The 12,136-nt window shown below is 61.2% G+C and carries 15 protein-coding genes; 6 read left to right on the top strand and 9 right to left on the bottom strand.

The genetic code is table 11. The features are described 5' to 3' along the window. Window positions 1-204: 204 nt before the first annotated feature. A complete protein-coding gene (locus tag OKW98_RS20545; protein ID WP_265386417.1) occupies window positions 205-1,392 on the bottom strand; it encodes a benzoate/H(+) symporter BenE family transporter in 1,188 nt (395 codons plus the stop codon). A 128-nt stretch (window positions 1,393-1,520) separates the two neighbouring features. Next, window positions 1,521-1,964 carry a MarR family transcriptional regulator gene (locus OKW98_RS20540; RefSeq protein WP_265386416.1) on the bottom strand — a complete coding sequence of 148 codons (444 nt, stop codon included), beginning with the start codon at window positions 1,962-1,964 and terminating at the stop codon, window positions 1,521-1,523. 81 nt (window positions 1,965-2,045) lie between these two features. Here OKW98_RS20540 and OKW98_RS20535 point away from each other — a divergent pair, with 81 nt between their 5' ends. The 3 genes from OKW98_RS20535 to OKW98_RS20525 are packed head-to-tail and all read left to right on the top strand — an operon-like array spanning window position 2,046 to window position 4,296. Further along, window positions 2,046-3,212, top strand: a complete 1,167-nt coding sequence (locus OKW98_RS20535; protein ID WP_265386415.1) for a PLP-dependent aminotransferase family protein — start codon at window positions 2,046-2,048, stop codon at window positions 3,210-3,212. Between the two features lie 60 nt (window positions 3,213-3,272). Then, window positions 3,273-3,875 carry a glutathione S-transferase family protein gene (locus OKW98_RS20530; protein ID WP_265386414.1) on the top strand — a complete coding sequence of 201 codons (603 nt, stop codon included), beginning with the start codon at window positions 3,273-3,275 and terminating at the stop codon, window positions 3,873-3,875. Window positions 3,876-3,909: 34 nt separating this feature from the next. Beyond that, a complete protein-coding gene (locus OKW98_RS20525; protein ID WP_265386413.1) occupies window positions 3,910-4,296 on the top strand; it encodes a lysozyme inhibitor LprI family protein in 387 nt (128 codons plus the stop codon). Between the two features lie 279 nt (window positions 4,297-4,575). On the opposite strand, the gene OKW98_RS20520 is transcribed toward OKW98_RS20525, so the two are convergent. After that, window positions 4,576-4,941, bottom strand: a complete 366-nt coding sequence (locus OKW98_RS20520) for a glutaredoxin family protein (RefSeq protein ID WP_265386412.1) — start codon at window positions 4,939-4,941, stop codon at window positions 4,576-4,578. A gap of 79 nt (window positions 4,942-5,020) precedes the next feature. Then, window positions 5,021-5,566 (bottom strand): GTP cyclohydrolase I FolE, encoded by a 546-nt coding sequence (folE, locus tag OKW98_RS20515; protein ID WP_265386411.1) that lies wholly within the window; start codon window positions 5,564-5,566, stop codon window positions 5,021-5,023. 235 nt (window positions 5,567-5,801) lie between these two features. Here folE and OKW98_RS20510 point away from each other — a divergent pair, with 235 nt between their 5' ends. Next, the gene (locus tag OKW98_RS20510; RefSeq protein WP_410929511.1) at window positions 5,802-5,996 is read left to right on the top strand and encodes a hypothetical protein; all 195 of its coding nucleotides are present in this window, start codon (window positions 5,802-5,804) and stop codon (window positions 5,994-5,996) included. 198 nt (window positions 5,997-6,194) lie between these two features. Further along, window positions 6,195-6,389: a hypothetical protein gene (locus OKW98_RS20505; RefSeq protein WP_265386410.1), complete on the top strand. Its 195-nt coding sequence runs from the start codon at window positions 6,195-6,197 to the stop codon at window positions 6,387-6,389. Between the two features lie 239 nt (window positions 6,390-6,628). Here OKW98_RS20505 and OKW98_RS20500 read toward each other — a convergent pair whose 3' ends face one another. The 3 genes from OKW98_RS20500 to OKW98_RS20490 form a co-directional block, all read right to left on the bottom strand. Continuing rightward, window positions 6,629-7,189 (bottom strand): Smr/MutS family protein, encoded by a 561-nt coding sequence (locus OKW98_RS20500; protein WP_065989376.1) that lies wholly within the window; start codon window positions 7,187-7,189, stop codon window positions 6,629-6,631. 106 nt (window positions 7,190-7,295) lie between these two features. Beyond that, window positions 7,296-7,616, bottom strand: coding sequence for a hypothetical protein (locus tag OKW98_RS20495; protein WP_265386409.1), 321 nt, complete (start codon window positions 7,614-7,616; stop codon window positions 7,296-7,298). 232 nt (window positions 7,617-7,848) lie between these two features. Further along, the gene (locus OKW98_RS20490; RefSeq protein ID WP_265386408.1) at window positions 7,849-8,472 is read right to left on the bottom strand and encodes a cysteine hydrolase family protein; all 624 of its coding nucleotides are present in this window, start codon (window positions 8,470-8,472) and stop codon (window positions 7,849-7,851) included. A gap of 257 nt (window positions 8,473-8,729) precedes the next feature. Between OKW98_RS20490 and prmB the strand changes: the two genes are divergently transcribed. Next, complete coding sequence (prmB, locus tag OKW98_RS20485) at window positions 8,730-9,638, top strand: 50S ribosomal protein L3 N(5)-glutamine methyltransferase (RefSeq protein ID WP_265386407.1); 909 nt, start codon at window positions 8,730-8,732, stop codon at window positions 9,636-9,638. A gap of 469 nt (window positions 9,639-10,107) precedes the next feature. On the opposite strand, the gene OKW98_RS20480 is transcribed toward prmB, so the two are convergent. After that, complete coding sequence (locus tag OKW98_RS20480; RefSeq protein WP_265386406.1) at window positions 10,108-10,908, bottom strand: hypothetical protein; 801 nt, start codon at window positions 10,906-10,908, stop codon at window positions 10,108-10,110. Between the two features lie 128 nt (window positions 10,909-11,036). Continuing rightward, the gene (locus tag OKW98_RS20475) at window positions 11,037-12,032 is read right to left on the bottom strand and encodes an alpha/beta hydrolase (RefSeq protein ID WP_265386405.1); all 996 of its coding nucleotides are present in this window, start codon (window positions 12,030-12,032) and stop codon (window positions 11,037-11,039) included. Window positions 12,033-12,136 lie beyond the last annotated feature (104 nt).

Raw genomic sequence — 12,136 nt, 5'->3', positions numbered from 1 at the left:
CGCTCCTACAGAAGAGTGGCTTGCCCGCGATTGCGGTGAGTCAGCCGACAACGATGCAGCAGGCAGATCGCTTTCGCGGGCAAGCGCGCTCCTACAGAAGAGTGGCATGCCCGCGATTTGCGGTGAGTCAGCTGACATTGATGCAGCAGGTAGATTGAATTCGCGGGCAAGCGCGCTCCTACAGAGGTGGCATGCCGCGAGCGCTCATTTGCGATAGTTGAGAATCAGCAGCGTCAACACCCCCGCGACAATCCCCCAGAACGCCGAACCGATGGAGAACAACGTCAGCCCCGACGCGGTGACCATGAAGGTGATCAGCGCGGCTTCGCGTTCCTTCGGTTCGTTCATGGCCACGGTCAGGCCGTTGATGATGGAGCCGAACAGCGCCAGGGCGGCAATCGACAGCACCAGTTCCCGGGGAAACGCCGCGAACAGTGCCGCCAGCGTGGCGCCGAACACCCCCGCAATGGCGTAGAAAATCCCGCACCAGATCGCCGCCGTGTAGCGCTTGTCGCGGTCTTCGTGGGCGTGGGGGCCGGTGCAGATGGCGGCGCTGATGGCCGCGAGGTTGATGCCGTGGGCGCCAAAGGGCGCAGTGATCAGCGAGATGATGCCGGTGGCCGTGATCAGGGGCGAGGCGGGCACTTGATAACCGTCTGCGCGCAACACCGCAACCCCCGGCATGTTCTGTGAAGTCATGGCGACGACGAACAGCGGAATGCCGATGCTGATGGTCGCAGCGATGGAAAACGAAGGCGTGGTCCACACCGGCATCGCCACTTCCAGGGCGAAGCCGCTGAAGTTCAGCAGCCCGAGCATGCCCGACAGCGCGACACCGACCAGCAACGTCACCAGCACGGCATAGCGCGGCGAATAACGTTTGACGATCAGGTAGGTGAAAAACATGCCCAGCACCAGGCCGGTGCGGTGTTGTGCGGCGACGAAGATTTCGCTGCCGATCTTGAACAGAATGCCGGCCAGCAGTGCCGCTGCCAGTGACGTCGGCAGCCGCTTGACCAGCCGTTCGAAGCTGCCGGTGACGCCGCAAATGATCACCAGCACCGCGCTGGTGATGAATGCGCCGATGGCTTCCGGATAGGCAACGCCGCCGAGGCTGGTGATCAGCAACGCCGCGCCCGGTGTCGACCATGCCACGGTGATGGGCGAGCGATAACGCAGCGACAGGCCGATGCTGCACACCGCCATGCCCATGAACAGCGCCCAGATCCACGAGGAAATCTGCGCCGATGTCAGCCCGGCGGCCTGACCGGCCTGGAACATCAACACCAGCGAACTGGTGACGCCGGTCATCATGGCGATGAAGCCGGCGACGATGGCGGAGGGCGAAGAGTCGGTCAGCGGTCGCAATGGCGCGAGGGGCACGTCAGTCATGCGGGTCTATCCTTGGCGCAACGGTTGAACAGAATTGCCAGCCTATACGCAGTGGTCATGACCCGTTGCAATACAGCCATCGGCGCAATGGTCGGCACAGTTTCGGCCGCAGCTTGCAACCCGGCGGGTTAGCCGCGGGTCATCGTGTTGCCCAGCGCCTGATTCACCGCCATCCAGCCATCCACCGCTTCGCGTCCAGCTTCGGCGAACACCCGTTGCAGCAGCTTGACCTGCTCGCGGCGCAGGGACTCTTCAAATTTGCGTCCCTCGGCGGTCAGCTCGAGCAGGCGCTTACGTTTGTCGTCCTCAGGCGCAACGCTGAGCACCAGCTCCATCTCGACTAACTGGCGCAGCGGCGTGTTCAGCGCCTGCTTGCTCACCCCCAGCTTGCCGAGCAGTTCCTTCACGCTCAGGCCCGGATAGCGGGCGATGAAAAACACAATGCGCTGATGCACCCGACTCAGGCCACGACGATCGAGCATTTCATCGGCCTTGGCGGTGAACGCCTGGTAGCCGAAGAAAAACGCTTCCATGGCAATTTGCTGGGTGGATGAATTTTTAAGGTCAAGCATATTGACGTATCCGTGCGCGGCATCGTAATTTCGGTCAACCAGTTTGACGTATTCCCCTTTCATTCCGCCAGCGGTGATCCGATGCCATTTTCCGAACGCGTTACCCGTTTGAAGAGTTCACTGATTCGCGAAATCCTCGCCGCCGCCCAGCGCCCGGAGATGATGTCGTTCGCGGGCGGATTGCCGGCCGAAGCCATGTTGCCGAAGAGTGAATGGTCTGACATGCCGCGCAGCATCGGCCAGTACGGCATGAGCGAAGGCGAGCCGCAATTGCGTGAGGCGCTGGCCGCTCAGGCGCGGGCGTTGGGCATCGACTGCAACGCGAGTCAGGTGATGATCGTCAGCGGTTCCCAGCAGACACTGGACCTGGCCGCCAAGTTGTACATCGACAAGGGCACCGAGATCCTCCTCGAGGCGCCGACCTATCTCGCCGCGCTGCAGATCTTCCAGCTGTTCGGCGCCGATTGCCTGACCGTGCCGCTGCTCGCCGAAGGCCCGGACTTGGTAGCGCTGCGTCAGCGACTGGAGCGGCACTCGCCGTCGTTCGCGTACCTGATTCCCACGTTCCAGAATCCGTCGGCGGTGCGCTACAGCGAAACTGCGCGGGATGCGGTGGCGGCGTTGCTCGATGAATTCGGCGTCACCCTGATCGAAGACGAGCCGTACCGCGAGCTGACGTTCGACGGCGGCAGCGCCCGGCCCATCGTCAGCCGCCTGAAAAAAGCCAGCTGGATCTACACCGGCACCGTGTCGAAAACCCTGATGCCGGGCTTACGCGTGGGTTACCTGATCGCCACGCCGGACCTGTTTCCGCATCTGCTCAAGCTCAAGCAATCGGCGGATCTGCACACCAACCGCGTGGGTCAATGGCAGGCGTTGCAGTGGATCGGCAGCGAGCATTACGAGCAGCATCTGCTGGAGTTGCGCAGCTTCTATCGCACCCGTCGGGATGCGTTTGAAGCCGCGTTGCAGCGGCACTTCGTGGACCTGGCGGAATGGAACAGCCCCCAGGGCGGCCTGTTTTTCTGGCTGACCCTCAAGGACAAGCTCGACACCCGCACGTTGCTCGACAGCGCGCTGGCGCAGAACGTGGCGTTCATGCCGGGCGAGCCGTTCTTTGCCGATCCGGACGCCAACCCGGGTTATCTGCGGCTGAACTTCAGTCACATCGACCCCGAGCGCCTGGACGAAGGTTTGAAACGACTGGCCGCCGTTATTCGGCAAACACAGCTTTCACAGGCGGCCTGATACATTACGCACACGCACGACCGGCACGACTGACTGCACACGATTGAGGGGAGAGGGCTGATGTACAAGGTTTACGGCGATTACAACTCGGGCAACTGCTACAAGATCAAGCTGATGCTCAACCTGGTCGGCGCGGAATATGAGTGGGTGCCGGTAGACATCCTCAAGGGCGAGACCGAAACCGAGGCGTTTCTGGCGAAGAACCCCAACGGCAAGGTTCCGGTGCTTGAGCTCGAAGACGGCACCTGCCTGTGGGAGTCCAACGCGATTCTCAACTTCCTCGCCGAAGGCACGCCTTACCTGCTGACCGAGCCGCGCCTGCGCACGCAGATGCTGCAGTGGCAGTTCTTCGAGCAGTACAGCCATGAGCCGACCCTGGCGGTGGCGCGCTTCATTCAGTTTTATCTGGGGATGCCAGAGGAGCGGATGGAGGAATACCACTCGCTGCACCGGCGCGGTAACAAAGCGCTGAAAGTCATGGAGCAACAGTTGCTGCGCACGCCGTTTCTGGTGGGCGACAGTTTCTCCATCGCCGACATCGCGCTGTACGCCTACACCCACGTGGCCGATCAGGGCGGCTTCGACCTGGCGCAGTTCCCGGCGATTCAAGCCTGGCTCGCGCGGGTCAAGGAGCAACCAGGCTACGTCGGCATGCTGGATTGAAGTTCGGCGTTCCTAATACAAAAGGAGATGAGACATGCAGTACAGGATGATCGTGGTGGGAATGCTGATGGCGCTGGGCATCGGCTGCTCGGCCCAAGCGCAGGACTGCGACGCCAATCAGGCGTCGATGAACCAGTGCGCTAGCCAGGAATACAAGGCGCTGGACGCCGAATTGAACACCCAATACAACGCGCAGATGGGCTACCTGAAGACGCCGGCGCGCAAGAAAGCGCTGCAGGATGCGCAGAAGAAGTGGATCGCGTTTCGTGACGCCGATTGCCAGTATCAGGCCGGTAAGCGGGAGGAGGGCGGGAGCATGTGGCCGCTGGCTCAGGCGCAATGCCTGTCAGCGCAGACCAAAGTGCGGGTTGAGCAGTTGAAGGCGTACGCGGCCTGTCGCGACGAAGGCTGCCCGAAGTAAAGGCAAGCCCTCTGTAGGAGCGCGCTTGCTCGCGAATGCGGTGGGTCAGCGATGCCAATGTTGACCGGTAGAACAGGTTCGCCAGCAAGCCGGCTCAGGTAAATCCCGGCAATACCTGAGGCCTGTGGCGTGTGCACAATCGTTCTCGACACCATCCGGAATCTTCGGCGTACACGTATTCTGTGGGAGCCGGCTTGCTGGCGAATGCGGTGGGTCAGGCGCGTGGATGTCGCAGCTGATATGTTTCGCGGGCAAGCGCGCTCCTACAGGTGATGTGATTCACATTGAGGAGAAGCGGCTCTCCAGGTAATCAACGATCACCTTCGATTCATACATCCACACCGTCTGGCCTTCTTCCTCAATCCGCAGGCACGGCACTTTGATACGGCCGCCGCCACTGAGCAGTGCCTGACGATCCGGCTCGTTGTTCTTCGCGTCACGAAGGGCCACGGGCACATTCAATCGGCGCAGCGCCCGGCGGGTTTTCACGCAGAACGGGCAGGCGTGAAACTGATACAGCGTCAGCGCTTTCGCCGACGCATCGACGGCAGCCTGAGCCTCGGGAGAACGCTTCTTCTTGCTCGGCCGGGTCAGGAAATCGCCCGCGATCACGAGCTGGCCGAGACCGACTCTCACTGCTTTCATCAACACGCTAAAACCTCACTCGGCGGCACGAACCGCCAGACAGCCGCAGCCTGATGCTGCGACCTTCAGGACGCCGTGATCACTTGATCAGGCTGAGAAATTCGCTGCGGGTCGCGGCGTTTTCGCGGAATTCACCCAGCATCACCGAGGTGATCATCGACGAATTCTGCTTCTCGACGCCGCGCATCATCATGCACATGTGCTTGGCTTCGATGACCACTGCCACACCCAGGGCGCCGGTGACCTGCTGAATGGCGTCGGCGATCTGGCGGCTGAGGTTTTCCTGGATCTGCAGGCGACGCGCGTACATGTCGACGATGCGCGCGACCTTGGACAGGCCCAGCACTTTGCCGCTCGGGATATACGCGACGTGGGCCTTGCCGATGAAGGGCAAAAGATGGTGTTCACAGAGCGAATACAGCTCGATGTCCTTGACCACCACCATTTCGCTGTTGTCGGAGCTGAACAGCGCACCGTTGGTGACTTCTTCGAGGGTTTGCTCATAGCCATGGCAAAGGTACTCCATGGCTTTGGCGGCGCGTTTCGGGGTGTCGCGCAGGCCTTCGCGGGAGACGTCTTCGCCGAGTTGACCGAGGATGGCGGTGTAGTTCTGTTCCAGAGTCACAGGGGTGTGTTCCGTGTGGGTTCAAAAAACGCAGGGTTGCGGGCCTGCAAAGGCGCACATAGTAGCGTAGCTGGACGCGCAGGGGTACGGCAGGCGGCCGAGAGGGCTGCGGCATGGCGCCGCCGTGACAGTGTCAACTGACCTTTACCCAACCTTTACCGAGGGGATATGTCGGAATGTGTCGGCTTGATGTCTGAAGTAACGGGTGACAGATGCCCGGATGAAGAGAGTGCTTATGATGGTTAGCCGAATCGCGAAAATCGCACTGGTGATTGCCCTGGCGTCGTCGGTTTCGGGGTGTTTTTTCGGGCCGGGTTGGGGCCGCCACGGCGGTGGCTGGCATGAACACCGTTATTACGACGGCGGCCCATACGATGGCGGGCGGGGCGGTTACGGCCCTGGACCTGGACCGGGTTACTACCGCCGCTGATTTTCACTGATCGTTTGAGCGCATGAAGCACAGGCCGCGACGGGAAGACCCTCCCTCGCGGCCTTTTTGTGGGTGGCTTCGTATCAGTTTCGATACCTGATCATTACCAAACCACGACGCAGTTTCGCAAGCGCGTGCTGTCAGAAGCAGCAGGTGATGAATACCTGTGAACAAGCCCGCTTTGAGAGAGAAATCGAAATGTTGAGTCGTATAGCGAAAGTCGCGATGGTCATCGCGGTGATGTCAGCCATGTCCGGATGCTGGCCGTTCTGGGGCCCGGGCGGTGGCGGCCACGGCGGTGGTGGTGGCGGCGGTGGCGGCGGTCACTACGAAGGCGGCGGCCAGGGTGGTGGTGGTGGTGGCGGTGGTGGCGGTGGTCCAGGTCCGCGTTGATGTGATGGCGCTCTTCGATTGGCGGGACAGCTGATCGAATGAACGCTGCGTAATCCGTAGGAGCCGGCTTGCTGGCGAACGGGTCGGGTCAGTGGGTAAACAGGGTGACTGACCTAACGTCTTCGCGGGCAAGCGCGCTCCTATTCGCGGGCAAGCGCGCTCCTACAGGTGGTTTGCGCCGTCCGTTAATCTGCGTTCCTGTCGGTACTGCGCGCGGGATGACCACCCCGCATCCTGCCTTACTCGTCACGCCCTTCCATCATGGTCCGCTTGAGGATCACGTACACCGCACCTGCCCCGCCATGCTTGGCGATGCACGAAGCAAACCCCAGAACCTGCTGATGCTGACGCAACCACGTGTTGACGTGGCTCTTGATCATCGGCCGCTTGCCGTCCAGCCGCACGGCCTTGCCGTGGGTGATGCGCACGCAACGCACCTCCAGTTTTGCCGCCTCGGCCAGGAACTCCCACATCGTTTCGCGCGCCATTTCGACGCTCATGCCGTGCAGGTCCAGGCTGCCTTCAAAGCTGATCTGCCCAAGCTTGAGCTTGCGCATCTGGCCTTCCTGCACCCCGTCACGTGCCCAGTACAGCGTGTCTTCAGGACCAACATCGATCACGAACTGGTCAGACAAACCGTCAACGGTAATCGTCGCATCGGAGCGCACGGTGGCCGCCTGACGCAATTTGGCCAGGTTCTTACGGTCGGTTTTGGGTTTTCCTACATCCGCATGTTCAGTCTTGATCGGCTTTACGCCGCGAATCTCACTTCTGAACAGGGAAAAATCGTCGTCTTGCATGGTGGTCTCCGCGAAGGGGGCCAGTTTAACCACGTCACGCCAGAATCGGCGCGACTATCGATGATTAGCGCTCTCGATGATTAAACGGCAGCGGATGACGCGAAGGTCAGTCGTGTTTCTTCATCAGATGGGGAGACATATTGAGTTCGCCGGCACGACGACGACGGCGACGACTGCGGCGCCAGAACCAGATGCCGACATACAGCATCAGGAAACCGACAATTACCGTCACCACGGCGCCCGCCGGACTGGCGTTGAGTTCGCCCAGCGCGACGGGGTTGCCGATCAAACTGGCGACGCCGGCCATGGCCAGCAGCACGCCAGCGGTGGCCAGAACGGCCGAAATCGCAGCAATAATGCGCATCCGCCAGCTGCCCTGGCCTTTTGGGCGCAGGCGACGGGCATCAAAACCATCGGATATTTTCATTCCGATTTCCTCTATGGGTATCGGCGCTCTGACCTGCACAGGGTGGGGTGGTTCCCGCCTGGCCAGGTTTCAGGGGCATCATGGGTCGATAACGGATAGGCGGTCAGGTGAACAGGTGACCCTGCCTGACGACTGCATTTGTACGCCTTTTCTACAGGAACTGCCGGAAAATGATCCGCGCAAGGGGCATGCGCAGTCAGCTCGGTCACAACAGCTCCTGTCGAGGGAGGAATCAGATCAGGTCTTTGGTCAGCGCCAGCTTGGCGAAGTTGTCGTTCATGATTGCCATCTCCGCCTGCTGTACCAGCTCGGCCTTGATGACGCCGCTCGGGGTCGGCAGGTCGCGGGTGGCACAGGCGTCTTCAACCAGCGTGCAGCGAAACCCGTAATCCTTGGCCGCGCGCACGGTGGTGCTGACGCTGGAATGGCTCATGAAACCGCACACCACCAGATCCAGCCGGCCACGGCTTTCCAGCAGGCTGTGCAGGGTAGTGCGGTCGTCGGTGGAGACGGTTCCGTTCAGCGCGTTCGGCAGGCGTTTTTCGATGATGATCTCGTCATCCTGCGGCTGCAGTTCAGGCACGAATTGCCCACGTTCGCCTTGAGGATCGAACATGCCGCCTACGGTGCCCAGATGGCGCACGTGAATGATCGGCGACTTCGCGGCACGCGCGGCGGCGACCAGTTTGACGATGTTATTGATGGCGTCCTGAACGCCGGTCAGGGCGAGGGGGCCGCTGAGGTATTCCTTCTGCGCATCGATGATGATCAGGGTGGCATTACTCAAGGTGGCCGCCGCGTATTCGCGGCCACTGAGTTGAAACATGGTCTTCGGACCAGTGTTTGAAACAGACATCGGGGAGGGCTCCTTGGAGTGGGGCTTTTGCCACATTGTCCACTGGCAGAGCGATTCTGTGAATCGCCATGCTCACAGACCTCGCTTTTTTCCGCCGGGCATCATGCCGTCGAGCAGGTCGCGGTTGCTGTCATAGTGCCTGCAAAACGAGGTAAAGACTGCGGAAAGTTTTGCGCCTGGCCACCGCGCCGGGTGCGGGATCGTTTGTTGCGTGGATGGCTGATAGAATCGCCCGTCGTTTTTTCAAGGAGTCTGCCGTGATCACTTCCCGCCTGCGCACCCTGCGCGATCATATCCGTTGGGCTGTCAGCCGTTTCCACGGGGAAGACCTGTTTTTCGGTCATGGCACCGACAACGCGTGGGACGAAGCTCGTCAGTTGGTGCTCGGCGCCCTGCATCTGCCGTGGGAAATTGCCGACAGTTACCTGGACTGCAACCTTGAAGAAGAAGAGCTGGTGGCGGTTCAACGCCTGATCAAGCGACGCATCGAGGAGCGCGTGCCCACGGCGTATCTGCTGGGTGAAGCGTGGTTTTGCGGGATGTCATTCATCGTCGACGAACGCGTGCTGATTCCGCGCTCGCCCATCGGTGAACTGATCGAGCAGCGTTTCGCACCCTGGCTGGGCAGCGAGCCGGCACGCATCCTCGACCTCTGCACCGGCTCCGGCTGCATTGGCATCGCCTGCGCCGACGTGTTCCAGAACGCTGAAGTGGTGTTGGCCGATCTGTCGTTCGAGGCGCTGGAAGTGGCGAATCAGAACATCGAGCGCCATGGCGTGGATCAGCGCGTGTACACCGTGCAGGGCGACGGTTTCGACGGTCTGCCGGGTCAGCGTTTTGACCTGATCGTGTCCAACCCGCCGTATGTCGATGCCGAAGATTTCGCCGACATGCCCGACGAATATCAGCACGAACCCGAGCTGGCGCTGGCCTGCGGTGACGATGGCTTGAATCTGGTGCGGCGCATGCTGGCCCAGGCTGCGGACCATCTGAACGACAAGGGTTTGTTGATCGTGGAAGTCGGCAATAGCCAGGTTCACGTCGAAGCGCTGTACCCGGAAGTGGATTTCGCCTGGCTGGAATTCGAGCGTGGCGGCCACGGTGTGTTCATGCTGACGGCCGAGCAGTGCCGCAATCATCAAGATCTGTTTGCGGCGCGGGTCTAGTCAAGCAATCGGCGGGCCTGTTCCCGGCTAAAGCCGGTCCTACTGACCGCGTGCAACTGTAGGACTGGCTTCAGCCGGGAAGGCGTCGGCATTTACGCCGAAAATTTAATGGCGAGCAGATAGGCCTGTTCCCGGCTAAAGCCGGTCCTACTGACCGCATGCAACTGGAGGACTGGCTTTAGCCGGGAAGGCGTCGGTCATCACGCCGCAAATCTGATGGCGAGCACGCGGGCCTCTTCCCGGCTAAAGCCGGTCCTACTGACCGCGTGCAACTGTAGGACTGGCTTCAGCCGGGAAGGCGTCGGCATTTACGCCGAAAATTTAATGGCGAGCAGATAGGCCTGTTCCCGGCTAAAGCCGGTCCTACTGACCGCATGCAATCTGTAGGACCGGCTTCAGCCGGGAAGGCGTCGGCATTGACACCACAGATCTGACCGCTTGGGTCGGCTTCTCCCTGCTTAACGCCGGGTCACCGATGCGTCGCAATCCAGATCAGCAGGCCGGCCTGAAACACGGCGAAGGTGACCAGGCAGGCGATGGTGAAGCGCAAGCCGGCGTCGTCCCTGCGGTATTTGCTGACCTTGTCTTCGGACTTCTTGATCGTGACGTCCTGTTCCTGAATCTTCTGTTCGGCCTGTTGCAGCATCTGCGCGGCGTCGAGGATCTGCACGATCTGGATTTTGTCGGCGTTCCAGGTGTTATTGAGGTTGCCGACCTTGGCGTCCTTGATGGTGCCTTTGAGGTGCTGCGCATCGGCGTAGACGACTTCGAAACCCTGGGTCTTGAGGAAGTGATCACGACGCAGACGTGTGTCCTCGTTGAGCGCATCCTTGTTGGCCAGGGCAACGCCTTCGATCTTGTACTCGGCGCAACGTTTCTGCGCCCAGGTGATGCCCTGAGCTAGCATGAAACGCCCCAGGCCGCGGTTCCATGGCTCGATCTGCAGGCCTGACGCCGGGCCCACGCGAACGCTGCGATTGGCGTGATCCACCCAGATATCCAGACAATTCTGTTCTTTGCGGGTCTTCTGCCCCGGCAGCTGATAGCTCATGCGCAGCAGGCTGAATTCTTTGTTGTGGCGCTCGGCCTTGCCGAACTCGACGAAGCGCAGCGGGCGGGCGCCGGTCGCGCGGTCGGTGGGCAGGGGCGCCAGACGCAGCATGGAGAAATGCTCGGCGTGCACTTCTTCCCACAAGACAGGCGCGGCGACTTCGCCTTCTTTGGCATCGGTCGGCTCGACCGCGTCGGTTTGCATGGTTGCTTCTGTCATCACGGCGATCCTGTTATCGACATTGCCCGGCACATGGCACCGGCACACGATGCCAGCAGACAGCTATCGGCCGTTTCTGACGAAGCTAAAGGATCGTGCGTCGACTCGCGCGTCGAAAAGCACCCGCCTCAGGCGGCCGGTACCGAGTCGAGAAATTTCAGAATGCGATCGGTCACTTCGCTGGCCAACGGCAACTGGGGATCTTTGTAGGACGCCAACTGCCGCTTGATGTCCATCGGAACGATGCGCAGCACGTGGTTCATGCCGTCGATGATCGCCAGTTGCGAGTCGGGTTTGGCCTTGTGCAGCAGCTCGGCGTCGCCCACGCCCACTTGCATGTCGTTGCGCCCCTGAATGATCAGCGTCGGGATTTTCAGCTGCCCGAACGCCGCCGTCGGGTTCTGCCGGAACAGGGAAATCAGGTAAGGCTGCACGCTTGGGCGAAACACCACCTGAAGGGGCTCTGGCACGTCGTTGTCAGTCTTGCCGGCCTTGATCTCCTCGATCAGTTGCTCACTGCGCGCCAGCAGCGGAGGAGGGAGGCGATCCTGCAGTTGCTCGCGGACCACTTGATCCACCGGCCGACCGGTACCGGCTACGGAGATCAACGCCACGGCGCCCGCACGTTCTGCCGCCAGGGTGGCGACCAGCGCGCCTTCACTGTGGCCCATCAGAATCAGAGGCCCCAGGCGCGAGTCGGTTTTGAGCTTGGCCGCCCAGGCGACCGCGTCGTCGACGTACTTCTCGATGCTCAGATCGCGCTCGTCCGGGGTGGCAGGGCGACTGGCGGCAACGCCGCGCTTGTCGTAACGCACGCTGGCGATATGGTGCTTGGCGAGGATCAGCGCCAGACGCTTCATGCTGTCGTTGCGTCCGCCGTCGGAGTTATTGCCGTCACGGTCGGTCGGCCCCGAGCCCGCGATGATCAACACCACCGGCACGGGTTTCGCCGATTTGGGCAGCAGCAGCGTGCCGAACAGCTCGCCGGTGCCGGTGTCCAGGCTGATGGGGCGCTGCAGCACGACGGGCGTTCCGGCGTGGGCGATGGATGACAGCAGGGTCAGGCTCAAGATGATCGCTCGCAGCGGCCAGAAGCCGCGAATCAGGGGTAAGGCGCTTAGCATTGCAGGACCATCATCAATAAAGTGTCAATTGGACGCGGGCAAATGAATAAGGTTCGAGGATGAACTGCGCCATAAGCCTGCGTATACTGGCGCGCTTGAGTTTT

The sequence above is a fragment of the Pseudomonas sp. KU26590 genome (assembly GCF_026153515.1).
Classification (GTDB): Bacteria; Pseudomonadota; Gammaproteobacteria; order Pseudomonadales; family Pseudomonadaceae; genus Aquipseudomonas.
The sequence above is the reverse complement of the archived record's forward strand: the minus strand, read 5'-3'. Positions and strand labels throughout refer to the sequence as shown.